General features: G+C 45.0%; 21 protein-coding genes and 1 tRNA gene. 12 read left to right on the forward strand and 10 right to left on the reverse strand.

What is annotated here, in order from left to right:
• The first annotated feature begins 5 nt into the window (after window positions 1-5).
• The 6 genes from B2337_RS01975 (at window position 6) to B2337_RS02000 (ending at window position 5,482) form a co-directional block, all read left to right on the forward strand.
• Entirely contained in the window at window positions 6-1,148 is a 1,143-nt protein-coding gene (locus tag B2337_RS01975; RefSeq protein WP_292362001.1) for a PilT/PilU family type 4a pilus ATPase, read from the forward strand.
• Window positions 1,149-1,325: 177 nt separating this feature from the next.
• On the forward strand, window positions 1,326-2,171 hold the full coding sequence (locus B2337_RS01980) for an OmpA family protein (protein WP_292362002.1): 846 nt from the start codon (window positions 1,326-1,328) through the stop codon (window positions 2,169-2,171).
• A 361-nt stretch (window positions 2,172-2,532) separates the two neighbouring features.
• Complete coding sequence (locus tag B2337_RS01985) at window positions 2,533-2,724, forward strand: CsbD family protein (protein WP_292362003.1); 192 nt, start codon at window positions 2,533-2,535, stop codon at window positions 2,722-2,724.
• 250 nt (window positions 2,725-2,974) lie between these two features.
• Complete coding sequence (locus B2337_RS01990) at window positions 2,975-3,538, forward strand: BON domain-containing protein (protein ID WP_292362004.1); 564 nt, start codon at window positions 2,975-2,977, stop codon at window positions 3,536-3,538.
• A gap of 118 nt (window positions 3,539-3,656) precedes the next feature.
• A complete protein-coding gene (locus B2337_RS01995) occupies window positions 3,657-4,007 on the forward strand; it encodes a hypothetical protein (RefSeq protein WP_292414527.1) in 351 nt (116 codons plus the stop codon).
• 125 nt (window positions 4,008-4,132) lie between these two features.
• Window positions 4,133-5,482 carry a sigma-54 interaction domain-containing protein gene (locus B2337_RS02000; RefSeq protein WP_292414526.1) on the forward strand — a complete coding sequence of 450 codons (1,350 nt, stop codon included), beginning with the start codon at window positions 4,133-4,135 and terminating at the stop codon, window positions 5,480-5,482.
• Between the two features lie 32 nt (window positions 5,483-5,514).
• Here B2337_RS02000 and B2337_RS02005 read toward each other — a convergent pair.
• The 3 genes from B2337_RS02005 to yihA all read right to left on the reverse strand — a co-directional run bounded on the left by B2337_RS02005 (window position 5,515) and on the right by yihA (window position 9,043).
• Window positions 5,515-5,591, reverse strand: a tRNA-Arg gene (locus B2337_RS02005).
• 120 nt (window positions 5,592-5,711) lie between these two features.
• Window positions 5,712-8,219, reverse strand: a complete 2,508-nt coding sequence (locus B2337_RS02010; RefSeq protein WP_292414525.1) for a glycogen/starch/alpha-glucan phosphorylase — start codon at window positions 8,217-8,219, stop codon at window positions 5,712-5,714.
• 209 nt (window positions 8,220-8,428) lie between these two features.
• On the reverse strand, window positions 8,429-9,043 hold the full coding sequence (gene yihA / locus B2337_RS02015; RefSeq protein WP_292362008.1) for a ribosome biogenesis GTP-binding protein YihA/YsxC: 615 nt from the start codon (window positions 9,041-9,043) through the stop codon (window positions 8,429-8,431).
• Window positions 9,044-9,128: 85 nt separating this feature from the next.
• Between yihA and B2337_RS02020 the strand changes: the two genes are divergently transcribed.
• From B2337_RS02020 to B2337_RS02035, 4 genes are all read left to right on the forward strand, one after another.
• Window positions 9,129-9,737, forward strand: coding sequence for a c-type cytochrome (locus B2337_RS02020; protein WP_292362009.1), 609 nt, complete (start codon window positions 9,129-9,131; stop codon window positions 9,735-9,737).
• Window positions 9,738-9,812: 75 nt separating this feature from the next.
• Entirely contained in the window at window positions 9,813-11,831 is a 2,019-nt protein-coding gene (locus B2337_RS02025; RefSeq protein WP_292414524.1) for a cytochrome c biogenesis protein ResB, read from the forward strand.
• 30 nt (window positions 11,832-11,861) lie between these two features.
• Complete coding sequence (ccsB, locus tag B2337_RS02030) at window positions 11,862-13,010, forward strand: c-type cytochrome biogenesis protein CcsB (RefSeq protein WP_292362011.1); 1,149 nt, start codon at window positions 11,862-11,864, stop codon at window positions 13,008-13,010.
• 23 nt (window positions 13,011-13,033) lie between these two features.
• On the forward strand, window positions 13,034-13,675 hold the full coding sequence (locus B2337_RS02035) for a thiol:disulfide interchange protein DsbA/DsbL (RefSeq protein ID WP_292362012.1): 642 nt from the start codon (window positions 13,034-13,036) through the stop codon (window positions 13,673-13,675).
• A 59-nt stretch (window positions 13,676-13,734) separates the two neighbouring features.
• Here the strand turns inward: B2337_RS02035 and mltF are convergent, their stop codons facing one another.
• From mltF to waaA, 3 genes are all read right to left on the reverse strand, one after another.
• Window positions 13,735-15,156 carry a membrane-bound lytic murein transglycosylase MltF gene (gene mltF, locus B2337_RS02040; protein WP_292362013.1) on the reverse strand — a complete coding sequence of 474 codons (1,422 nt, stop codon included), beginning with the start codon at window positions 15,154-15,156 and terminating at the stop codon, window positions 13,735-13,737.
• Between the two features lie 78 nt (window positions 15,157-15,234).
• The gene (gene tadA / locus B2337_RS02045) at window positions 15,235-15,684 is read right to left on the reverse strand and encodes a tRNA adenosine(34) deaminase TadA (RefSeq protein WP_292362014.1); all 450 of its coding nucleotides are present in this window, start codon (window positions 15,682-15,684) and stop codon (window positions 15,235-15,237) included.
• Window positions 15,671-16,888, reverse strand: a complete 1,218-nt coding sequence (gene waaA / locus B2337_RS02050) for a lipid IV(A) 3-deoxy-D-manno-octulosonic acid transferase (protein ID WP_292414523.1) — start codon at window positions 16,886-16,888, stop codon at window positions 15,671-15,673. The genes tadA and waaA overlap by 14 nt, the downstream gene beginning before the upstream one ends.
• 142 nt (window positions 16,889-17,030) lie before the next feature.
• On the opposite strand from waaA, the gene lpxL reads away from it, so the two are divergent.
• Window positions 17,031-17,954: an LpxL/LpxP family Kdo(2)-lipid IV(A) lauroyl/palmitoleoyl acyltransferase gene (gene lpxL / locus B2337_RS02055; RefSeq protein WP_292414522.1), complete on the forward strand. Its 924-nt coding sequence runs from the start codon at window positions 17,031-17,033 to the stop codon at window positions 17,952-17,954.
• A 57-nt stretch (window positions 17,955-18,011) separates the two neighbouring features.
• Here the strand turns inward: lpxL and B2337_RS02060 are convergent, their stop codons facing one another.
• The 4 genes from B2337_RS02060 to B2337_RS02075 all read right to left on the reverse strand — a co-directional run bounded on the left by B2337_RS02060 (window position 18,012) and on the right by B2337_RS02075 (window position 20,336).
• Window positions 18,012-18,497 carry an acyloxyacyl hydrolase gene (locus B2337_RS02060; protein ID WP_292414521.1) on the reverse strand — a complete coding sequence of 162 codons (486 nt, stop codon included), beginning with the start codon at window positions 18,495-18,497 and terminating at the stop codon, window positions 18,012-18,014.
• Window positions 18,498-18,621: 124 nt separating this feature from the next.
• On the reverse strand, window positions 18,622-19,011 hold the full coding sequence (gene rpsI / locus B2337_RS02065) for a 30S ribosomal protein S9 (protein WP_292362018.1): 390 nt from the start codon (window positions 19,009-19,011) through the stop codon (window positions 18,622-18,624).
• Window positions 19,012-19,023: 12 nt separating this feature from the next.
• The gene (rplM, locus tag B2337_RS02070; RefSeq protein ID WP_014705973.1) at window positions 19,024-19,452 is read right to left on the reverse strand and encodes a 50S ribosomal protein L13; all 429 of its coding nucleotides are present in this window, start codon (window positions 19,450-19,452) and stop codon (window positions 19,024-19,026) included.
• Window positions 19,453-19,538: 86 nt separating this feature from the next.
• Complete coding sequence (locus B2337_RS02075; RefSeq protein ID WP_292414520.1) at window positions 19,539-20,336, reverse strand: undecaprenyl-diphosphate phosphatase; 798 nt, start codon at window positions 20,334-20,336, stop codon at window positions 19,539-19,541.
• Window positions 20,337-20,460: 124 nt separating this feature from the next.
• Here B2337_RS02075 and B2337_RS02080 point away from each other — a divergent pair, with 124 nt between their 5' ends.
• A complete protein-coding gene (locus B2337_RS02080) occupies window positions 20,461-24,318 on the forward strand; it encodes a DUF3683 domain-containing protein (RefSeq protein WP_292362020.1) in 3,858 nt (1,285 codons plus the stop codon).
• Window positions 24,319-24,329 lie beyond the last annotated feature (11 nt).

Consider the following 24,329-nt stretch of genomic DNA (forward strand, 5'->3'; position numbering starts at 1 on the left):
TCAAAGTGGAAATTGTCACAATATTAAAAGCAGCTGTAAAACACGAAGCCTCTGATATTTTTATCACTTCGGGCAGACCTGCCACTTTAAAAGTAAATGGTCGAATGGCAACACTTTCACAGGAGCCTTTATCCGAAGAAGAGGCGCGTGAATTGGTATTGAGTACCATGAACGATGAACAGAAAAGGACTTTCGAGCGGGATAAGGAATGTAATTATGCCATCGATACCAAAGGTGCTGGTCGCTTCCGGGTCAGTGCACTTTATCAGCGTAGCCGTATTGCCATGGTTTTGCGACTGGTCAAAGGTGAGATCCCTACCATCGAAGAGTTGCATGTTCCTGAAATCATCAAAGAACTGGCAATGACCAAGCGCGGACTGGTGATGTTTGTTGGCGCTACAGGCAGTGGTAAATCAACCACGCTGGCGGCGATGATTGGCTATCGCAATCAGAACAGCACCGGGCATATTTTAACCATTGAGGATCCTATCGAGTTTGATCATAAACATGCAGGATGTGTTGTGACACAGCGTGAAGTTGGAGTGGATACGGATTCATACGAAATCGCCTTGAAAAACTCTTTGCGGCAAGCCCCGGATGTCATTATGATCGGTGAAATCCGGAGTCGGGATACCATGGACTACGGCATTTCATTTGCTGAAACCGGTCACTTATGTTTATCCACCCTCCACGCCAATAATGCCAATCAGGCGATGGAGCGGGTGATTAACTTTTTCCCGGAAGACCGTCACCAACAATTGTTTTTGGATTTATCTTTAAACCTGAAAGCCATTGTTGCCCAACGACTCATCCCCAAAAAAGATGGCGCCGGGCGGGCGGTGGCTGTTGAAGTGCTTCTAAATACGCCACTAATCGGTGATCTGATCGAGAAGGGGAAGGTATCTGAAATCAAGGATGTTATGAAACGTTCCCGTGAACTGGGGATGCAAACTTTTGATCAGTCCTTGTATGATTTGTACAGAGCTGGCGAGATTTCATACGAAGATGCGTTGCGAAATGCTGATTCAAGCAATGAAGTAAGGTTGATGATAAAGTTAGGTTCAGAGACCGGTGAACTCCCGGCCGAAGCCGGTGCCCAAGCTTTATCCCTTGAAATGGAAAATGAAACAATGGGCACACGTTTTTAGGTTTTTAGGGAGTTACAAAAAAAGGCAAATATGTCTTTTTTTTAATATGTTACACTTCAAACGTAAATCGTATTATTATGATGTTTGAGTCTGACACATGGAGTAACGGCCGTGTCAGTCAGGATATCAGCAAACGATTACCTACTAATAAGCAATAAATCTAAAGGAACTTAAACTATGAATATTACAGTTAAATTAACGGCAGCATTGCTGACGATTGGTTTGCTGGCTGGTTGTGCAGGCCCAAATCAACGTGCTTACGACAATTACACCTTATGTTCGGCGCTTGGTGGTGCTGTTGGTGGCGCAGCCGTTGGTGCTGCAGCGAGTGGCGGTTCTGGTGCAGTGGGTGGCGCTGCGGTTGGTGCAATGCTGGCATTATTACTTTGCCCTACCGATGAAGCGCAAGCAGAAGAAGTAACAGAAAAAACCATGTGTGAACATGAGCCAGTCCCTGGTGCTTTACTTGATGCCAATGGCTGCGCAATGGATTCAGACAACGATGGTGTCGTTGATGGTATCGATATGTGTGCCAACACTCCAGCGGGTGTAACTGTTGATAACGTTGGTTGCCCGATTGATTCTGATAGAGATGGCGTAGCGGATTACAAAGATCTGTGCCCTAACACTCCTGAAGGTGTAATCGTTGATGAAGATGGCTGCCCAATTGCTGGTCAAACCATTTTATCTCTGACGGGTGTGAACTTTGAATTTGATAAAGCGACTCTGACACCAGAAGCGCAAACCATTCTGGATGACGCGGTCACTGCTTTACTCAACACTGATGAAGTGGTTGAAGTGCGTGTAGAGGGTCATACTGACAGTATCGGTTCAGAAGAGTACAACTTGAAACTGTCTCAACGTCGTTCGGAATCTGTAGTTGAATATCTGGTATCTAAAGGTGTTAACGGTAACAACCTGATTCCAGTTGGTATGGGTGAGACTTCACCTATAGCAAATAACTCGACTGATGCTGGTCGCGCCCTTAACCGTCGTGTTGACTTCATTGTTAACACACAATAACAACCCGTTTTAGTTGTTACGAAAAAGGCCCTTAAACGGGCCTTTTTTGTGTCTGTTGTTTTTGATTGAGTCCTGGTTTGTATCTGAAATATTTACATTTCACTATGTTATTTCTTCTGATTTTTAAGGTTTTATTTCCAATGTGATTCTGTATAAACCATAAGGATCAACTGCTTATCGGAATGGCATGAATTCTGTAACACGCTGTGCAGGTTATAACTCCTTGTTGAAAACGGTTTCATCCAGGAGTTTTTCCGAGTCTTGAGATACAGAATGTTTGTTTTCTGTGTTCAGAGAGACGGACGTCTGGATATGAATTTAATGCCAGACTTTCCATTAATTAAGCGAAGAGGAGATTGTCATGAATAAAGATATTACCGAAGGTAAGTGGATACAATTCAAAGGTAAATTCAGAGAAAGCTGGGGTAAATTAACGGACGATGAAATTGAACAAACTAAAGGGAATGCTCAGCAACTTGCAGGCTTATTACAGGAGCGGTATGGACTGGCAAAAGATCAGGCAGAAAAAGAGGTCGAAGCCCTTAATAAATAGTCATTAGTCAATTAAGCCTGAATATTATTTTTTTCGGGTATCGATCAAAAGGCGTCGTTAAGACGCCTTTTTATTTTAAAACGGTGGTTAAACATGAATATTTTCCCGATAGGGTTTGTAAATTATTCATGACGCCCTCTTTTTTGTTGCTGAGTATCTGTCTAACTTATTGATATTTATATGTATAAAAGGCTGGCATGGTTATAGCAACATTTCATAAGTGACAATTAAATCGATAAGGAGATAAATAATGAAATTTAAAATGAATGGTTTAGCAATTTTGACTGCAGCGACATTAATCAGTACCCCGGCATTTGCTAATGATTGGCAAGGTGAAGCGAATGATGCCTGGTTGGATGGAAAATTGGAAACATCATTATTGCTCAACACGGAATTAAATAATTTTAAAATTGATACCGACATTGACAATGGTGTTGCCGTATTAACCGGGGAGGTTAATAACGAAACCCAAAAAGATCTGGCAGGTGAAATCGCTCGGAATGTAGAAGGAATTACCGACGTTAAAAATAATTTAACGATTGATCCGGATTACCGCCATGACGAAGCCAAAGATAACGATAACAAATCATTTAGCCGTGCTTGGCATGATATGACGGTTACTGCCGGTCTTAAAATGGAGCTTGCAGCTCATGATAAGCTCGAAGCTACATCCATTAATGTTTCAACTGATAATGGGGTTGTCACATTGAAAGGCAATGTGAAGAATGAGACCGAAAGGGATTTGGCTATCGAAATGGCAAAAGGCTACGACAAAGTTGTCGAGGTCAAAGATGAACTGGTTGTAACAAACTGAATGTCAGATGTTAAATAACAGAGATCAACAACTTATACATGAGTTGAGAAGTATCTGTGTAGATGGAGACAGCTTCTACAATATGATCGCAAGGAAAGCGATCAGTAGTGAGGTAAGAATGCTGTTTCGTGAAATGGCCCTTGTAAGGGCAGACATTGTTAATGATATAAATAAACGTTTTTCAGGGCTGAAAAATATTCAGCCCTGTAATACCGAGTTAGCGTTAACAATGCGGGCGATTTATAAAATTACATATGGAATGTGTAACCCTGCAATTGATAAGGAATGTCTTGCTGACCTTGAAACAATAGAAAGGCGTTCATTAGAGATTTTGAAAATCTATGTAAGAAGAATGAACGACCGTCGGATGTCCTCGTACTTAGCTGGTCATTTGGCTAATATACAGTTGAGCCAGGATCGTTTGCAAAGACTAAAAAATGATCGGCGACAACATCGGCGGGTAAGTTAGCCCGAATTTCACTCATTGAATTTAAAGAGGCTGGAACAATTGTTTCAGCCTCTTTATCTATGTTAAGAAACCTGTAAATTGACCATGTTAGACTCAAAATCAACATTTAATTGATAACGAGTCTTATGCCAAAATTATTATTAATCTCACCGGATGACGAGCTCTCGGCGAAACTGAGCAATCAGCTCTCTGCGTGTAACTTTAGCCTGATTCAGGTTGCAGATTTGACTGAGCAAAGTTATGAAGCTGACCTGGTAATCTTTGCCCCCCAGCAAGTAACTGGGAGTGAATATAAATTATTCAAGGCACATCCATTATTAAGCACCGCTGACTGGATTTTATTAAGTGACGGCCTTCCCAATAAATGGCTGGATCTTATGATGAGTCAGGGGGTAGCCTATCATTTTCGACAGATGAGCGACTTTACTCCGCTCATAGAAATCGCTAAAGAATTTGCTGAAGAATTTAAACAACTTAAACGAAACCGTCATACTGCCACACTCACTTCCACTCTCGATCAATATGGTTCATTACTGGGGTCATCAGCAGTAATGCATAAGCTGTATCGCTTGATACGTCGTGTCAGTCAAACGGATGCCAATGTTTTTTTGATAGGTGAAAGCGGTTGTGGAAAAGAGGTCGCAGCAAGAACTATTCACGAACAGAGTGAACGGGCCAACGAACCAATGGTTTCAGTTAATTGTGCTGCCCTGGCTGCTGATTTGGTTGAAAGTGAATTATTTGGCCATGAAAAAGGCGCGTTCACTGGCGCGGTAAACCAGCATATCGGTTTTTTTGAGCAGGGTGGTAATGGAACATTATTGCTGGATGAAATCACCGAAATGCCCCTTGCATTGCAAAGCAAATTGCTCAGAGTGCTGGAAAGCGGAGAATTCAGACGAGTGGGCAGTGACGTTGTTCGGCAATCCAAAGTAAGAATCATCGCCGCAACGAACAGGGAGCCCGACGAAGCGATTGAAGCAGGTTTTCTGCGGGAAGATTTATATTTTCGTTTAGCGCATTTTCCGATCAAAATTCCGCCATTGCGTCACCGTGATAATGATGTGATTGAGCTGGCAAAACATTTTCTTGCCTATCGTAATGAAGCGACCCAATCAGGAAAAGTTTTTGCCGATGAGGTTTTGGAGATATTTGCTCAATACAGCTGGCCGGGGAATGTCAGAGAACTTAAACATTGTGTTGAGCGGGCTCATATTCTTGCGGAAGAACTTATTACCGTCGCTGATTTACCAAACTTTTCGAGTATCCAGTCTATAAAAGACAATGGTATTGGGCCAGGGACATCGATTAAAGATGCAGAAAAAAGTTTGATACTTTCAACGCTTGATGCTTGTAAGCAGAACAAAACTCAAGCAGCAAAACAACTTGGGATCACGGTTAAAACTTTATATAACAAACTGGATCAATATGGCCAGATGGAGCCGCCCCTCCAAACAGGTTCGGAGATTACTTAACCTGCCCTCGTAACAAGTCGATGTCGGAAAAGTGGTGCGCCTGACAGGAATTGAACCTGTGACCCTCGGTTTCGGAAACCGATACTCTATCCAACTGAGCTACAGGCGCTTTGACTTATTGCTGACAGCGCGAATTATACGGACTTTAATAGCCTTAAACCACCGAAAAAGCAGAAAGCCCCGGCCAGTAAGTATTTGCTTTACGGGCAGAGGCTTTTTATAGCTGGAATCAGCTATCAGGATGTGGAGCGATTTTTTCCAGTTTCCAGATATCCTGATTATATTCTTCCATAGTACGATCAGTGGAAAACTTCCCGCTTCGGGCTGCATTGGTAATGCTCATTGCCGTCCACCGTTCTTTATCCTGATAGGCCTGACCCGCTTGGTGCTGGGCATCGATATAACTACGAAAATCCGCTATTGTCATCCACGGGTCATTTGGACTGGTAAAGGCACGAATGATGTTGTCAAAACAGCCAGGCTCAAACTGATTAAAGTGTCCACCGGTTAATAAATCCACTACACGTTTCAAATCAGCGTCATTGTCGATAATAGCCTGCGGATTATAGTGACCACGTTTTTCGGCAACTTCAACTTCAGAAAGACCGAATAAGAAAAAGTTGTCATCGCCCACTTCTTCGCGAATTTCGATATTAGCGCCATCCAGAGTGCCAATGGTAATCGCACCATTCATCATAAACTTCATATTGCCGGTACCTGATGCTTCTTTACCGGCAGTTGAAATTTGTTCAGATAAATCAGCTGCCGGACAGATGACTTCCATAACTGAGACTTGATAGTTCGGAAAAAACACCACTTTCAGCAAGTCACCAATATCAGGATCATTGTTTACGACATCGGCAACATTGTTAATAAGTTTGATGATCTGTTTAGCCATCACATAGCCCGGAGCTGCTTTTCCACCAAATAAAACACAGCGTTTGGGCAAACCTTCCGTTTGTCCTCGTTTGATCTGATCATACAAATGAATCACATGTAATACATTAAGCAGCTGGCGCTTGTATTCATGGATGCGTTTCACCTGAATATCAAACATGGCTTCTGGGTTAAAAGTGACACCGCAGTCTTTCTCGACCAAAGCGGCCAGGCGTTTTTTATTTTCATATTTGGCTTTATGCCAGGCGTTCTGAAAATCCTGGTCATGGGCAAGTGGGGCAAGATTTTCCAGTTCGCTCAGACGGGTAATCCATTTGTCACCTATGGTATCTGTTATCAATTGGCTTAGCACAGGGTTACACCAGGCCATCCAGCGCCGCTGAGTCACACCATTGGTTTTGTTGTTGAATTTTTCCGGCCACAATTGATAAAAGTCTTCAAACAGACCTTTTTTCAGTAACTCCGAGTGGAGGGCAGCAACACCGTTTACTGAAAAACTACCGATAATGGCTAAATGGGCCATACGAACCTGTTGCTGGGAACCTTCCTCAATAATTGACATCCGCGCCAACCGCTCTTTATCGCCAGGCCAATGATTGGCAACTTCACGTAAGAAACGGGCGTTAATCTCGTAAATTATTTCCAGAATCCGTGGCAATAATCGTCCGAAAAGATTTGCAGGCCAGCGCTCCAAAGCTTCAGGCAGTAATGTATGGTTGGTATAGGCCATAGTGTTTGTGGTGATTTTCCAGGCTTTATCCCAGCCTAATTGATGCTCATCCATTAGCAGCCGCATTAATTCAGCAACGGCAACGGTGGGATGCGTATCGTTAAGTTGAAACACATTTTTATCCGCAAAGTTTTCAAAATCTTCACCGTGGGTAGTGACCCAGTAATCCAGAATATCCTGCAGGCTGGCTGAAGCCAGAAAATATTGTTGACGAAGTCGTAATTCCTTACCGTTTTCACTGGCATCATTTGGATACAGTACCATGCTGATATTTTCTGCTTCATTTTTAGCAGCTACAGCTTCTGTGTAGGAGCCGGCATTAAAATCTTCCAGATTAAATTCATCTGTGGCCGCGGCTTTCCATAAACGCAAGCGGTTCACCGTACCATTCTGATAACCGGGAACTGGTAAGTCATAGGGAACGGCCAGAACATCATTGGTATCAACCCACTGAATTTCCATTTGTCCATTGGCATTGCGGCGTAATTCAGTATGTCCACCAAACTTGATCCGCTGAGTGTACTCCGGCCGTTCAAGCTCCCATGGGTTACCATCCCTTAACCAATGATCCGGCATTTCCTGTTGATGACCATTTTGTATTTTTTGCTGAAACATGCCGTATTCATAACGCAGACCATAACCTGTCACAGGTAGCTGCAGAGTAGCGCAGCTATCAATAAAACAGGCGGCCAGTCGCCCAAGACCGCCATTACCCAACCCGGCATCATGCTCAAACTCAGCGAGTTCTTCATATTCGAGCCCCAGGTTGATCAGGGCTTTTTTCAGTGGTTCTTCAATACCCAGATTTAATGCAGCATTGCCAGTTGCTCTGCCCATCAAAAATTCCATAGATAGGTAATAAGCTTGTTTACAGCGAGTATCCGCATAGGTGTGCTTGGTGTTTTTCATTCTTTCAAAAAGCCGATCACGCAGGGTGTGGGCCATGGCAGAATACAGGTAATGCCCCGAAGCACAGCCTTTGTCCTGACCGAGATATATTCCGAAATAGCGTTTAAAATCTTCGGTTAAAGCGAGCGTGTTCATCCCCAGTTTTGACGTCTGATAAAGCTCAGGCAAAGGGGTTGTTATCGCGGTATATCTTGGCGTCATAGCGGCAATCCTTGAATGGGAATCGTTATGGAAAAAAACAGATGTGGGTACGGGCTTTGGCTACGATGCCATGAAGCGCCAGCTTCAACATTGAACTTAATTATTCTATGGTAGCATTGCACCCATTGAAGTAAACGTTAGCAGAGAGTGGCGACATCTGCCATCACCTGCAGCATAAATTTTGTAATAAATTGATTCAGCAGAAAATTCTAATCTTGTGCTGGGGTTGAAAGCTCAAACCATTCATCAAGAACCTGTATCGCTTCATCACGACCCTGATGATTCAAAGATGAAAATAATTGTACTGAGGCATTTAATCCGGCTTCCTTCAATTCCTTTCGAACTTGCTGTAAAGCGTTGCCACCGGCTCCACGGCCCAACTTGTCAGACTTGGTTAACAGGATATGAATCGGCAGTTCAGCCTGTTTGGCCCACCCTAGCATTTGTAAATCAAAGTTTTTTAGCGGGTGACGTATATCCATCATCAGCATTAATCCGCGTAATGATTGCCGCGTTTCAAGATATTTACTTAGTGTTGCCTGCCATTTCAGCTTCATTTTTTCCGGGACTTTGGCATAACCGTAACCGGGAAGATCAACCAGCGCTCTTTCATCATCAAGATGAAAAAAATTGATCATTTGCGTTCTTCCTGGTGTCTTACTGATGCGTGCCAGTGCTTTTATTCCCGTGATAGTGTTGATTGCACTGGATTTTCCGGCATTAGAGCGGCCTGCAAAAGCCACTTCAAAACCTGAATCGGATGGTAGTTGGGACAATTGTGTCGCGCTGACAGTATAATGCGCGCTGCGGTATAGCTCTGACATTTCAGTCTTTCCAGGTGCAAAAAAGTGCCAATAAGAGTAGCATACCGGAAGTTTTGTATCCGAAAGTTAGTAGCCAGGAACGACAATGAAAAAATTTATTTTTGCAGTGGTGTTGGGTTTTGGAGTAACAGCTTCACCGCTAGTCTTAGCTGCAGGTGACATTTCCGCCGGCAAAGCAAAATCAGCGGTTTGTGCAGCCTGTCATGGTGTTGATGGGAACAGTCCTTCTGATATGTATCCCAAACTGGCCGGACAGCATGCCAGTTACATCTATAAACAGTTAGTCGAATTCAAAAGCGGCAAGCGTGAAAATGCGATTATGGCACCAATGGTTGCCGGGTTATCTGAAGAAGATATGGCAGATTTAGCGGCTTATTATGCCAGCAAAGAGTCTACTCCTGGCGCCGTAAGTGAAGATTTGCTGGACCTCGGTAAGCAGATTTATCGCGGTGGCAACAGTGAATCGGGAGTGCCAGCCTGCATGGCCTGTCATGGCCCAAATGGCAGTGGTATGCCTGCAGCGAAATGGCCGAAACTATCTGCTCAATATCGTGCCTATACAGAAGCGCAATTACACGCTTTTGCAAATGGTGAGCGGCATAACGATCCTAATGGCATGATGCGTGATATTGCCTCTAAGATGACAGAGGAAGAGATCAAAGCGGTTTCCGCTTATGTATCCGGTCTGCACTAAATGCTGATAATGCTCCGGTGAAAATGATTCAACATTTCACCGGAGTCATAAATCGGCTCATGTTTGAGCTATATCATGTCTGAGTCCACTAAAAAAGGTCCATCAAGCCTGAGTTTTACACGCCGGTTATTTCTGTTTATCGGTTCGATGGAGCTTGCTATCACCTTATTACTGACGTTAGCAGTCGCCTCTGTTATCGGTACAGTACTGCAGCAAAATCAACCCTATGCTGATTACGTCATAAAATTCGGACCATTCTGGTTTGATGTGTTTGAGCAACTTGGGCTTTATGATGTATACAGCGCTATGTGGTTTATAACAATCCTTGCGTTATTGGTTATTTCTACATCAGTCTGCGTTATCCGCCATTTCCCTGCCATGACCAAAGAAATGTGGCAATTGCGCACCAATGTGCAGAAAAAATCATTAAAAGCCATGCACCACAGTGCTCAGTGGCAATCAAACGACAATCTGCAAACCGTTGCCAATAGCCTGCAAAAGGAATTCAAAAATCTCGGCTTTCGCAGCCGGCAAACCGTCAAGCAAGACGATGCGATCTTAATTTCGGCGATGCGGGGTGGGATGAATCGCCTTGGTTATTTATTCACCCATATTGCCATTGTGGTGATTTGTGTTGGCGGCCTGTTTGACAGCAACATGCCGCTCAAACTTGCAGAATGGCGTGGCGATATCAAAATTGAGACACGTGATCTTTCGATTCGTGATATTCCTGCGGAGAGTCGGCTGGGAGAGGGAAATCAGGGATTCAGAGGATCTGTCAGTATTCCGGAAGGTAAGGCCTCAGAAGTGGTTTTTTTGCCGGTCCGTGACGGGTATTTACTGCAAGCTTTGCCGTTTCGTATTGAAGTTAAAGATTTCCGAATTGAACATTATCCCAACGGTCAGCCGAAATCATTTGAATCTGATTTAGTTATTCACGATGATGAGCTGGATGCGCCGATGGAGGCAACAATCGCGGTAAATCATCCGTTGATCTATCGTGGACATGCTATTTATCAGGCCAGTTTCAGTGATGGCGGTTCTTTATTGAGTCTGGATGCCTGGCCATTAGACAGTCGAGCCGGAACCGAACCTGTGTCTATCCAGACCAAAGTATTTGAAAATCGACAAATGCTCTGGGGTGAAGAAAGCATGCAGTTGGAAATGATTGATTTCCGTCCCTTTAATATCAATCCTGATCCTACTAAAGAAGATACGCGCAACGTACGTGATTTTGGCCCAAACTTCACATTCAAATTGCGTACTGAGACCGGCGAAGCCAGAGAATATGAAAACTACATGTTTCCGGTGGAGCGTGATGGCCGTGAATATTTTTTAAGTGGTGTACGCAATACCCCGGCTGAATCTTTTGCTTATCTCTATTTACCTGTTGATGAAGATGGCAGCCTGACACGTTTTCTTGAATATTCGGCCTTGCTGCGTGATGAGGCGCTGGTTTCCGGTATTGCAAACTCAATGATGAAAGAAGCACTTGCCATGCTACCGGAGCGTGATGAAGCACTGGAAGGCAGTTTGCAACAGACTCTGGAAACACTGATCAAAATGTTTGTCCGTGGCGGCTTTGATGAAGTAAGAGACTTTATTGATAACAATCTTCCCGATGCAGAGCGTGACAATTTAGCACCAGCCTATTTAGGCATGTTACGGGAAATGCTGGCACGTATTTATTTCAGCATGGACGGCATTGATCCACAAACGGTGACTAACGACCAGTTACTCTTTTTACAGGATACGGTTGATTCGATCGGCACACTGTCACGTTATGGCTCACCGGTATTTTTACAATTGACTGATTTTGAACATATACAATCTACCGGACTGCAAATTGCGAAGGCACCGGGTAAAAATGTGGTGTATTTCGGTTGTGCCCTATTGGTTATCGGTGTGTTTTTACTATTTTATCTTCCGCAACGACGCCTGTGGGCATGGATTGAGCAAGGGCCTGAGAAGACTGACATCATTCTGGCAGGATCAAGTAATCGCAATGCACGTGAATTTGATACATTTTTCAATGAGCAACAAACCGCATTACCAGCTAAAACGGGGAACTCCCGGCAATTGCCGGGTTCTTAGTGAAAGCGTTATAGAGAGTATGAGAAACCAATGACAACAAATACTGAAATAATGACCAAACCAGCCGCACATACATGGTGGTGGTATAGCCTTTTGTTGCTGGCAACCATTGGTATTTTGACGATTTATCATGAAGTACTGGATGTTTACGAAGTCTCTATTCTGATTTTTACTGCAGTCAGTATGGCATTGGTGGGAAATCAGTGGCCCGGGTTTCGCGGACACTCCATTGCTGTAGCAGTCTTAAGCTTAATGGCTTTGCAGTTGTACGGATCTGAGCTTGGCGCTGCTGAAACCAATGGTCTGCTTAAATATATGTTGGCCAGTCAGTCGGCGATTATGTGGATGAGTGTGTTTTTTATTGCTGCAACCTTTACCTATTTTGGTGGCTTGATTTTCCGTTCTGCTTATACTGAAAAAGTGGGGAGCGCTTTCACCTGGATTGCAACTACATTTGGTATGACAGGACTGATGGTGCGCTGGCGTGAAACCCATATGATGGGTGCTGATATCGGTTATATCCCGGTTAGCAATCTCTATGAAGTATTCATTCTGTTTGCCGTCGTTACAGCACTGCTTTACCTGTTTTATGAACGTCGCTATCAGGTGCGCAGCTTAGGTGGCTTTGTTTTATTGGTGATTTCCGCTGCCGTTATCTTCCAGCTCTGGTATGCATTTGAACGTAATGCGCATGAAATTCAGCCATTGGTTCCTGCACTGCAGAGCTATTGGATGAAAATTCATGTGCCGGCAAACTTTATCGGTTACGGTGCGTTTGCTATGGCAGCCATGATCGGTATCGCCTATTTACTGGTCAGTTGGCGTGCTGCAAAGAATCCTGACAGCGGTGTGGTAAAAGCCATGCCGCCACTGATGATGATGGACGATTTAATGTACAAAAGCATCGCCCTTGGCTTTGCCTTTTTTACAGTGGCAACCATTCTTGGTGCCTTGTGGGCTGCTGAAGCCTGGGGTGGCTACTGGTCCTGGGATCCAAAAGAGACCTGGGCATTGATTGTCTGGCTGAATTATGCTGCCTGGTTGCATATGCGTATGACAAAAGGCTGGAATGGTGTACCGATGGCCTGGTGGGCAATTGTTGGACTGTTCGTGACCTTATTTGCCTTTCTGGGTGTCAATATGTTTTTGTCCGGACTTCACTCATACGGCAGTTTGTAAATATAAAATTTAAGGATATTGAAATGACGAGATCTATTCGTGCTTTGTTACTGACTACGGCGGCATTGTTAATGCCATTTACTGTGTCAGCGGATTCAGCAAGCTACAAAGAGGGCGATCACTACAAGCCAACCACTGAGCGTATGGCGAAAAATACTTCAAATGAACAGATTGAAGTTATCGAGTTGTTCTCGTACTCCTGCCCACATTGCTTTACTTTGGATTCACAAATTATGCAGTGGAAAGAAACCCTGCCTGAAAATGTGAAATTTACTCAGGTACCGGCTATTTTCCGTGATAGCTGGTTACAGCTGGCAAGAGTGTTTTATGCTGCACAAGTTACCGGTGATTCCGAAAAACTGCATAAAGCATTATTTAATGCCATTCATATTGATAAGCGTCGTCTCGATACCGAAGATCGTTTGCTCGACTTTGTCGAAGAGCAGGGCATTGATCGTGAGAAGTTCGTTGAAACGATGAATTCGTTTACAGTCAAAACCAACGTAAAAAAAGCATTAATTATCAGCCAGACATCTGGCGTTCAGGGCGTTCCAGTTCTTATCGTCGATGGACGTTATTTTACTGACGCACCCCTGGCAGGTGGGATGACTGAAATGCTTAATGTGGCTGAGCATTTGATTGAAAAAGTTGAAGCTGAAAAATAATGCTAACTTAACCATTGTCCGAGGCCGGTTAACGAAGTTAACCGGCCTTTTTTTTACTTTTATAAGGCTGCTGGTAGCGTCTGATTCAGTTCAGCTGGCGGTGTGGTCGAATTACGATTTACTTCATCATGGTGCAACATAATATCGTAGTAACGACGAATATTGCCTACGTAACGAACCGGTTCACCACCACGGGCATAACCATAACGGGTCTGGCTGAACCATTGCTGTTTTGCCAGTAATGGCAAATTTTCCCGTACGTCTGACCAGCGATCCGGATTACCGCCATTTTTTTCAGTGAGAACTCTGGCATCTTCCAGATGACCAAGCCCGATATTGTAGGCGGCCAGTGCAAGCCAGGTCCGATCCGGTTCAGCAATACGTTCAGGCAAACGGTTTTTCATAATGGTCAGATAGGCGGTACCAGCAAAGATACTTTGTTCAGGATCCTCCCGGTCACTGACCCCCATTTCTTTTGCAGTAGCCTGTGTCAGCATCATCAAGCCACGTACACCGGTGCTGGAAACAGCTTGTGGATTCCAGTGTGATTCCTGATAGGCAATTGCAGCCAGTAACCGCCAATCATAATCATAAGCCAATGCCGCTGCTCTAAACATAGATTCATATTGTGGCAAATGTGTCTGAATCCGGCGGTGAATGGCACGCGAATCCACATAATCAAAACGTCGAATATGACCGAAATAGGTTTCAATTAATTGATCCAGATAGCCGGAAGTTTCGATTTGATCAAAAAAAGCATTTACAGCGAGTTGTAAACTCATATCATCACTGCGTCGCATACCCCAGGCTAATGGTTGCGGATCGGATACATCAAATGCGACCCGTAACTCAGGATAAAGACTATGACTGGCGGCCATCTCGTTGGAATCAACTATGGTGTAGTCAATCAACTCAAGCTGGACCAGTTCCAGTAAACCGCTGGTATCGATTGTCTGATTTTCGGTCCAGGACAATAAAGGGATTTCCTGCTGCAACACAGTGAGTTGTTCGGCGTGACTGCTATTGGCAACTATTTCTAACTGACCGCTGCTGATTTCAGTTATATCGCGAGGTTTTTGACTGCCATGACGGTAAATAAGCTGTTGCGTCACTTCATGATAAATAGGGCCGAACCGCAATCTGTTCTGTCTTGCTCGGGTGATGGTTAACCCTGCCGCCGCAATATCTGCCTGACCATTTTCAATCATATCAAGCGTCTTACTGAGGTTATCGGGGACAGTGACTTTGAGCTCAACATCGAGATAATCAGCAAACGCTTTTGCCAGATCGTACTCAAAGCCGGCCAGTTGTCCCCCGTTATTGTAATAACTGGTCAAGCCGTAGCGGCTGACGACACGGAGTTCGCCACGCTCCAGAATCTGTTCAAGTTGATTGCTGGGGGCATTGCAAGCGCTCAATATGCAGAGCATGAAAATGAGAAAAATTGGCTTTTTCAAAACTTCACTCTGACAGTAGGGCATAAAATTATCCTACATAAGTATCGCTTTGCCCAACAAATTCCCCGAAACTTACAATTGAAAACTGGGGAAGTGTGATGTTCATCGCTTAGAGCGGAAGAAATCTCTTAGCATTTGACTGCTTTCCTCAGCCAGCACGCCTTGTTCACACTTAACCCGATGATTCAGCTGGCTGGTATTAAAAATATCAAAGCAGCTACCGGCCGCGCCGGTTTTCGGTTCAGTGGCCGCGTAAACCACCCGTTCAATTCTGGCATGCACAATGGCACCTGCACACATGATGCAAGGCTCCAATGTGATGTACATTGTAGAATTCGGCAGTCGATAATTCTGTTGCTGCAAACAGGCAGCACGTAAGGCAATAATTTCGGCATGAGCTGAAGGATCCTGTTGGCTGATAGGTTGATTCCAACCCGATCCAATAAGTTCATTGTTTAATACAATGACTGCGCCGACAGGAACCTCTCCATATTGTTCGGCTTGTTGCGCCAGTTTCAATGCCTGGCGCATCCAGTATTCATCGTTGACCATGACGGATATAAATATCGATAAGGTTGAGCAAACGTTGGCTGGCTCCCTTGCTCTGTTCAATTAATTGTCTGCCTGCATCCCCCATTTCAGCGCGACGTTGGGGGGCTTTCAATAAATCAATCACCGTATCAGCTAATTGCTCAGGATTTTTAACTTCAATCGCCGCATGGTGTTCGAGAAACTGCTTGGTAACTTCAAGAAAGTTAAAATAATGCGGTCCAGTGATAACGGGTCTGGAAAGCGCTGCAGGTTCCAGTAAATTGTGGCCACCATGAGCAACAAGACTGCCACCAATAAATGCGACATCTGCAGTTCCATAAAAAATAGATAGTTCACCCATGGTATCGACAACCAATGCCTGGATCTGACTGCCACAGGGCTTATTTTCACTTCTACGAAGTGTGTTTAACCCTGCACGTCGGCATAAAGCGGCTACGCGATCAAAACGTTCAGGATGGCGCGGTACAATAACTAACAATAAATCACGAAACTGTCCGCGAATTTTGCGAGCAGCATCTATGATTTGTTCTTCTTCCCCTTCATGGGTACTGGCAGCAATAAACACCGGACGGTTTCCCCACAATGAACGAATCGCTTCTGCTCGTTCCACAGAGCTGGCGGGTAAGGTAATTTCATATTTGAGGTTTCCCACAGCGTGGACTTTTTCTTTGTATGCACCGAGCTGAAGAAATCTTTCGCGATCACTGTGAGTCTGAGTGGCAATTAATGGCAAGCTTTGCAGCATTTGCCGTGTCAGCTTACTGACCTTTTGATAGCCATGGGCACTGCGGGCGGATAGTCTCGCATTGGCAATCACGACGGGAATGGATTGTTCAGCACAGATCAGAATCAGGTTAGGCCATAATTCCGTTTCCATAATAATCCCAAATTGGGGCCGCATAGCCTTTAAGAAACGTTTAATGGCAAAAGGCAGATCGTAAGGCAAGTAAACATGTAGAACGCTGTCGGCAAACAGGCTTTTCACCCGTGCACTGCCGGTTGGGGTCATGGTGGTGATTAAAATCTGATGCTCAGGATATCGTTGCTGTAAACCACTAATTAAGGGTCTGCAGGCCTCTGCTTCGCCCACTGATACAGCATGAACCCAGATCAGGTTTTGTTCAGAAATGCGTTTGGGAATACTGCCAAAACGTTCGTTCCAACGCTTGAAGTAATCCGGTGCATTGAACCCTCGCCAGATCAATCTGATCAGGACGAGTGGTAAAGCCAGATAAAATAATATTGTGTAAAAGACTTTCAAATTGGACTCACAACGGGCAGTTTTTTTAAGCTTAAATTGAGTTGGGATGATAGCATAGACGCTGTTTTGTATTGTTATTGAACAAATGAATATTCTCAGTAAAAAATTCCTGCACCCGCGTTTCTGGCTAAATTGGATTGGTTTGTTCCTGATGCGACTCTCCATTTATTTGCCCAAAACCTGGCAATTGTTTGCTGGCCAGACTTTGGGAAGATTGATGCGATTGTTTATGAAAGATCGTGAGCGTGTTGCTAAGCGGAATATTGAACTATGCTTCCCCGACATGAACTCTCTGGAGCGCAAGGAATTGCTTAGTGAAAATATGCTAACAATGGGGATGATGCCGATTGAAACAGCTATCAGTTGGTGGGCCAGTGACAAAAGTCTCGAAAAACGTGTCGAATACCACGGACTAGAACATATCCAAAATGCATTGGCAAAAGGTAAAGGTGTGCTGTTACTGACAGGACACTTTACCAGTATGGAGCTAGGCGGTCGGCTGATTATGTTGAAACAGCCTTGTTATGTCATGTTCCGGGAGTTAAAAAGTCCTTTATTTAATGCGGTTATGCTGCAGCAGCGTCAACGCCATAGTGAGGGAACAATATTGCAGGCGGACATGCGAGGCATGTTGCGGGCATTAAAAAAGAATAAGGTTGTCTGGTATGCGCCGGATCAGGATTTTGGTCGCAGAACCAGTGTCTTTGCAAAATTTTTCGGCATCAATGCGGCGACAATTCCAGCGACAGCTCGACTTGCCAAAATGAGCGGAGCAGCGATAGTGCCATATGTTCCGAGACGTATGGCGAATGGGAATTACTCAATTGATATTGGTCCTGCATGGGAAAACTATCCAGTAGGCGATGAACTGGCTGATGCGCAAAGAGTAAATGACTGGATTGAATCGGAAATAAAAAAATCGGCGGCGCAATACTTCTGGGTGCACCGGCGTTTTAAAACTCAGCCTGAAGGCAAGGGCTTGCTATATAAAAAGCCCGGAAAGGATTAATCCTGCATATTCACCTTTAAGATTCCAGCGGAGGTGGATATGCAAGATAAACAAGCCCTAGCGATTAAACGGCGAAAAACTGTAACTCAGCATGAATGATTCGGAGCCGGGATTATTTTTGGCGAGGTTAGCATTAGACATATGGTAAAGCGTTAATGCCACACGTGAGCCAGGGGCTACCCGGTAACCGATTTCGATACCCGAACGAAATAAAAAACCGCTTCCCAGATCCTGCCCATCACCATCTTCGTATCCGACCACAGCAAGTTGCGGGGTTAAAATCCATCTCTCTCCAAGGTTAATATCATATCGGCCTCCGGCATGCGCCCAGTATCCGCCATCGGTATTGGCGTTGATGCCGATGGCCGGGATAATGTTAAAGAAGGATTCCTGGGCAGCAAAACGATATTCAACACCTAGTTCCAGCGAACTGTCTTCAAAAACTTCAAAGCTCCCTGCAGATATGGCGATTTCTGGTGATTGTGCCTGGACGTTAAAGCAGGCCAGCATGCCGATGAGTCCGAAAATGCCCTGTTTTTTCATCTGTTATTGTCCTTTTTAAACTTACCAAAATCAGTTTATTAGATAGCATGATTCATGCACTTTGAGAAGTTTAAAGCAAAAAAAAACCACCCGAAGGTGGTTTTTTTGTTCCATAAACGTTGAATTAACGTTTTGAGAACTGTGGTTTCTTACGTGCTTTATGCAGACCGATTTTCTTACGTTCAACAGCCCGGGCATCACGAGTGATGAAGCCTGCGCTACGTAAATCAGTTTTCAGTTCGCTGTTGTATTCAACCAATGCGCGGCTGATGCCATGACGGATTGCACCGGCTTGGCCGTTGTTACCACCACCACGAACAGTGATGTTGAGGTCAACTTTATCAAGCATTTCAACCAGTTCAAGTGGCTGGCGAACAACCATACGAGATGTTTCACGACCGAAGTAATCTTCAAGGCTGCGAGTGTTGATGGTAATGTTGCCGCTGCCTGGCTTCATGAATACACGAGCGGTTGAGCTTTTGCGGCGGCCTGTAGCGTAGTAAGAATCTGCCATGACGATATCCGATTAAATTTCGAGCATTTTAGGTTGTTGAGCTGCGTGCGGGTGTTCAGTACCAGCATAAACTTTCAACTTGCTGAACATAGCACGGCCCAGAGGGTTTTTAGGCAACATGCCTTTCACTGCTGTCTGGATGACACGCTCAGGTGCTTTGTCCAGTTGTTTTTCCAGCGAAATAGATTTAATACCACCGATGTGACCCGTGTGATGATAGTAAATTTTATCTTTCATTTTGTTGCCGGAAACACGCAGTTTTTCAGCGTTCACAACAACAATGTAATCGCCGGTATCAACGTGAGGTGTATAGATAGCTTTGTGTTTGCCGCGCAGACGGCGAGCGATTTCTGTTGCCATACGGCCCAGAGTTTTGCCATCGGCATCAATTACGAACCAGTCGCGACGAACTTCTGCTGGTTTTGCACTTAAGGTTTTCATTCCGCGGGGTGCTCCTGAAAATATACGCATGCGGTCAAATAAAGAGGGAGAATGTTACGGATTCACACTAAGTATGTCAACTGCAATTAACTAAATACAAACAGTAAGATGCCGCCCAGTAACAAACGGTATAGGACAAAAGGCCACATACCGATACGTTCCAGTAACTTCAGAAACAAATAGATACATATATACGCGCTGATGGCAGAGAAAACGGCACCTGCGGTCAACGCAAACCAGTCGGTAGCCTGGTCGGCTTTAATCAGCTTTAACGTTTCGAGTCCGCCGGCCAGAAAAATAACCGGTATAGATAGTAAAAAAGAGAATCTGGCAGCTGCCTGACGGGTTAATCCTAACATTAATGCAGCTGTCATGGTAATGCCGGAACGTGATGTCCCCGGAATTAATGCCAAAGCCTGAACGATTCCGATAATGAAAATGTCTTTCCAGCCCATTTGCTGTTCATTACGGCTGCGTCGACCTTTCCAGTCAGCCCAGCCTAATAGCAGTCCAAATAAAATCGTGGTGCTGGCAATAACCAGTGGACTGCGCAAAAACAGCTCGATAAAGTCACCGAGAAACAATCCGGCAAGACCAACGGGAATGGTGCCAATAATCACGGCCCAGGCTAATTTACTTTCACCAACAGTCTGTCTTTGTTGCAGTGAACCAAACCAATCAGTAATAAGCTGTCTGATAGTAGCGCGAAAGTAAAAGATAACCGCCGCCAGAGTGCCAACATGGACCGCTACATCAAAAGCCAGCCCCTGATCTTCCCAGCCGGCAATAATGGGCAACAGGATTAAATGAGCAGAGCTTGAAATGGGCAGAAATTCAGTCAGCCCCTGTAACAGGGCGAGGGCAATGATTTGTATAATTTCCATATTTTTTTCCGTGAACAGCCTGATCGATAAAAAGGCTCATTATTAATAGGTCTTATATTACCCGGCTTCGTGTTAAAATTAGCGATTGACTGCCACTTCTCAAACTAGGATTCGCTGACCCATTATGTCAACTCGTATAAGAGAAATCCCTTACAACTACACTTCTTTCTCAGATCGTGAAATCGTTATTCGGTATCTTGGTGAACCGATGTGGGAAATTCTGCAACAGTTACGTGAGCAACGCAAAACGGGTCGCAGTGCCAAGATGTTGTTCGAAGTATTGGGTGATATGTGGGTTATTTCGCGCAACCCTTATATTCAGGATGATTTGATCGAAAACCGCAAGCGTTGGGACTCCCTCCGTCATGCGTTGCATCATCGTCTGGATCAGATCCGCGAGCGCGCTACCGAAAATAAGAATCAACTGGCACTGCAATTGGAACAGGCAGCTCGTAAAGCGGTAGAAAAGTTTGAGCGAGAACTGCTGGCGACTGCTGATCGCCGTAAAGTGGTGATGCGTCGTCTTAGCCGTGTGACTAAAAAACATAATATCTGTTTTGATGGTTTGTCGCGTGTGTCGCATGTGACTGATGCTACTGACTGGCGTGTTGAGTACCCGCTGGCCGTGATCAAACCCGATAATGAAGAAGAAATGGCTGCCATTATTGCCGCCAGTATCGAGTTAGGATTAACCGTCATTCCTCGTGGTGGTGGCACCGGCTACACCGGTGGTGCAATTCCATTGACGGCTGACAGCGTAGTCATTAATACCGAAAAGCTGGAAGGTCTGGGGGGCGTTGTTTATCGCAAGCTCCCCGGTCGTGATGATGAAGTCGCTACCGTTCGGGCTGAAGCCGGTGTTGTGACGCGTCGTTTATCGGACCTGGCCGGCAAAAATGGTTTGGTCTTTGCGGTAGATCCAACATCACAGGATGCCTCGACCATTGGCGGTAATGTGGCGATGAATGCCGGTGGTAAAAAAGCGGTTATGTGGGGAACGGCACTGGATAATCTGGTTTCATGGAGGATGGTGACACCCGATGCCACCTGGATGGAAGTTGAGCGTCTTAATCATAATATGGGAAAAATCCACGATATTGAGATGGCCACTTTCCGTATCAGCCGTTATCAGGCCGATGGTAAGACCTTGCTGGAAGCGCCTGAAGACATTGCGATTCCGGCACAGCAATTACGTAAACTGGGCTTGGGTAAAGATGTAACCAACAAGTTTCTGGGCGGTTTACCCGGTATTCAGAAAGAAGGCTGTGATGGTCTGATTACCTCTGCTGTGTTTGTTTTACATCGTATGCCGCAATTTATTCGTACGGTGTGTCTGGAATTTTTTGGTAATGATCTGACCAAAGCCGTGCCGGCAATTGTGGAAACCAAAAATTTCCTCGATAGCAACAAAAAAGTGTTGTTGGCAGGCATGGAACATCTCGATGAGCGTTATGTAAAAGCTGTTGATTACAGTACAAAAGCACCTCGTTCAGAATTACCGAAAATGGTTTTGCTGATCGATATCGTTGGTGATGATGAAAATGCCGTCGCTGAAGCCAGTTCTGAGGTTGTTCGGTTATCCAATGCCCGTGAAGGGGAGGGCTTTGTTGCTGTAAGTCCTGAAGCAAGAGCCCGTTTCTGGGCTGATCGTGCTCGTACGGCCGCGATTGCCAAACATACCAATGCTTTCAAAATCAATGAAGACGTGGTTATTCCGCTTGAGCGCCTGTCGGAGTACAACGATGGTATTGAACGTATCAATATTATTCACTCTACCCAGAATAAATTACGAATGGTGGATACGGTGCTGCAGTTTTTAAGCAGTGAACCGAAAGAGCTCAAACAAACCGTTAAGAAACTGGATGACAGCGCGGAAAATGATGCCATCCTGCAATCAAAGATTGATACCGCCTGCAGCCATTTACGGGTGGTGCAAACCCGCTGGCAGGAAGTTTTGGATAACCTTGACTCTGTCGCACTGAATCATAAGGAACTGTTATCCGATGAGGTTCTGAATTTACTGGCGGATACCGATACATTATTTAATGTACTGCAACGCCGTGACCTGCGTATTTCTTATCGTAAGGAAGTCGAAAAACCCCTGAAAGAGTTGTTCCAGGGGCAATCTCTGGAAGCTCTGCGTAACAAGCTGGATGATATTCATAAAGAACTGCGCTCAAGCCGCCTGTTTGTCGCTACGCACATGCATGCCGGTGACGGTAATGTGCATACCAATATCCCAGTGAACTCAAATGACTATCAAATGATGCATGAAGCAGAATTGATAGTTGATGAAGTCATGAAGCTGGCTGGCGATCTGGGCGGTGTTATCTCGGGTGAGCATGGTATTGGTCTGACCAAGATGCAGTATCTGGATAAAGCGACCATTGATGCGTTTGCCGGTTACAAGCAAAAAGTGGATCCACTGGGACGCTTTAATGCCGGAAAATTGCTGGCGGGGTCCGGGTTGGAAAATGCCTACACGCCTTCGTTGCGATTATTGCAGCAGGAAGCTTTGATCCTTGAAGCCAGTGACTTGGGTGAGATAAACAACGATATCAAGGATTGTTTGCGTTGCGGTAAATGTAAACCGGAATGTACTACTCATGTACCTCGTGCCAATTTATATTATTCACCACGTGACAAAATCCTGGGCACCGGTTTGATTATGGAAGCGTTTCTCTATGAGGAACAAACCCGTCGTGGCATTTCAGTACGTCATTTTGAGGAAATGAATGATGTCGCTGATCACTGCACGGTTTGTCACCGCTGTCTGAATCCGTGTCCGGTCAATATTGACTTTGGTGATGTGTCAATGAAGCTGCGTGCCGTGTTGAAAAAACAGGGTAAACGCCATGTGAATCTGGGCACCTGGTCTTCGATGGCGTATCTGAATGCGACTGATCCACTGACCGTGAAAATCATGCATAAAACCATGATTCAATTGGGGTTCAAAGCCCAGCGTCTGGCACATTCGGCGGCTAAGTATCTGGGACTTCTGGCGAACAAAAAGAAAAAGCCACCATTGCCTACTACCGGTAAAACACCATTGCGTGAACAGGTTGTGCATTTTGTTAAAAAACCAATGCCGGGCAATCTGCCAACGCGAACCACACGCGGTATGTTGGGTCTGGAAGATGACAAAATGGTGCCGATACTGCGTGATCCGACTAAAGTCACGGAAGATTCCGATGCAGTGTTTTATTTCCCGGGGTGTGGTTCAGAGCGTCTGTTCAGTCAGGTAGGGCTGGCGACTCTGGCGATGCTTTATGAAGTGGGGACTGAAACGGTATTGCCGCCAGGCTATTTATGTTGTGGTTATCCGCAGGCCTCTACCGGTGATGATGATAAAGCGACGGCGATTTCCACCAGTAACCGGGTACTTTTCCATCGCGTTGCCAATACGCTGAACTATATGGATATCAAGACCGTTATCGTGTCTTGCGGTACCTGTATGGATCAGCTGCTTAAATATGAGTTTGAAGCCATTTTCCCCGGCTGCCGATTATTGGATATTCATGAGTATCTGATGGAAAAAGGCGTGAAGATGCAAGGTGTCGATGGCGTTCAATATATGTATCACGATCCCTGCCATACACCGATGAAAACTTACAAACCGACTTCCGTGGCGGCCAGCCTGCTGGGGCAGGATGTGACGCTGAATGATCGTTGCTGTGGCGAAGCGGGTTCATTTGCGGTTGCACGTCCGGATATTGCCACACAGGTCCGCTTCCGTAAGGAAGAAGAGATCACAAAGGGGATTCAGGAGCTGACTGGCGAGGATAAAGCCGTAAAAGGCAATGTGAAAATGCTGACCTCATGTCCGGCATGCCAGCAAGGTCTGTCACGTTATAACGAGGATACCGGCATAGAAACCGATTACATCGTGGTGGAAGTCGCCAAACATGTACTGGGTGAGAAATGGCACACACAGTTTATTGATAATGTGAAAGCCGGTGGTATTGAGCGGGTACTACTTTAGTAAAACTCAAT

The sequence above is a fragment of the Methylophaga sp. UBA3192 genome (genome assembly GCA_002363955.1).
In the GTDB taxonomy this organism is placed as follows: domain Bacteria; phylum Pseudomonadota; class Gammaproteobacteria; order Nitrosococcales; family Methylophagaceae; genus Methylophaga.

Bases quoted from the DNA above. Each gene is read 5' to 3' on its own strand.
- B2337_RS01980 (WP_292362002.1), top strand. From the start codon at position 1,326: ATGAATATTACAGTTAAATTAACGGCAGCATTGCTGACGATTGGTTTG.
- B2337_RS01985 (WP_292362003.1), top strand. From the start codon at position 2,533: ATGAATAAAGATATTACCGAAGGTAAGTGGATACAATTCAAAGGTAAA.
- B2337_RS01990 (WP_292362004.1), top strand. From the start codon at position 2,975: ATGAAATTTAAAATGAATGGTTTAGCAATTTTGACTGCAGCGACATTA.
- B2337_RS01995 (WP_292414527.1), top strand. From the start codon at position 3,657: ATGCTGTTTCGTGAAATGGCCCTTGTAAGGGCAGACATTGTTAATGAT.
- B2337_RS02000 (WP_292414526.1), top strand. From the start codon at position 4,133: ATGCCAAAATTATTATTAATCTCACCGGATGACGAGCTCTCGGCGAAA.
- B2337_RS02010 (WP_292414525.1), bottom strand. From the start codon at position 8,219: ATGACGCCAAGATATACCGCGATAACAACCCCTTTGCCTGAGCTTTAT.
- yihA (WP_292362008.1), bottom strand. From the start codon at position 9,043: ATGTCAGAGCTATACCGCAGCGCGCATTATACTGTCAGCGCGACACAA.
- B2337_RS02020 (WP_292362009.1), top strand. From the start codon at position 9,129: ATGAAAAAATTTATTTTTGCAGTGGTGTTGGGTTTTGGAGTAACAGCT.
- B2337_RS02025 (WP_292414524.1), top strand. From the start codon at position 9,813: ATGTCTGAGTCCACTAAAAAAGGTCCATCAAGCCTGAGTTTTACACGC.
- ccsB (WP_292362011.1), top strand. From the start codon at position 11,862: ATGACAACAAATACTGAAATAATGACCAAACCAGCCGCACATACATGG.
- B2337_RS02035 (WP_292362012.1), top strand. From the start codon at position 13,034: ATGACGAGATCTATTCGTGCTTTGTTACTGACTACGGCGGCATTGTTA.
- mltF (WP_292362013.1), bottom strand. From the start codon at position 15,156: ATGCCCTACTGTCAGAGTGAAGTTTTGAAAAAGCCAATTTTTCTCATT.
- tadA (WP_292362014.1), bottom strand. From the start codon at position 15,684: ATGGTCAACGATGAATACTGGATGCGCCAGGCATTGAAACTGGCGCAA.
- lpxL (WP_292414522.1), top strand. From the start codon at position 17,031: ATGAATATTCTCAGTAAAAAATTCCTGCACCCGCGTTTCTGGCTAAAT.
- B2337_RS02060 (WP_292414521.1), bottom strand. From the start codon at position 18,497: ATGAAAAAACAGGGCATTTTCGGACTCATCGGCATGCTGGCCTGCTTT.
- rpsI (WP_292362018.1), bottom strand. From the start codon at position 19,011: ATGGCAGATTCTTACTACGCTACAGGCCGCCGCAAAAGCTCAACCGCT.
- rplM (WP_014705973.1), bottom strand. From the start codon at position 19,452: ATGAAAACCTTAAGTGCAAAACCAGCAGAAGTTCGTCGCGACTGGTTC.
- B2337_RS02075 (WP_292414520.1), bottom strand. From the start codon at position 20,336: ATGGAAATTATACAAATCATTGCCCTCGCCCTGTTACAGGGGCTGACT.
- B2337_RS02080 (WP_292362020.1), top strand. From the start codon at position 20,461: ATGTCAACTCGTATAAGAGAAATCCCTTACAACTACACTTCTTTCTCA.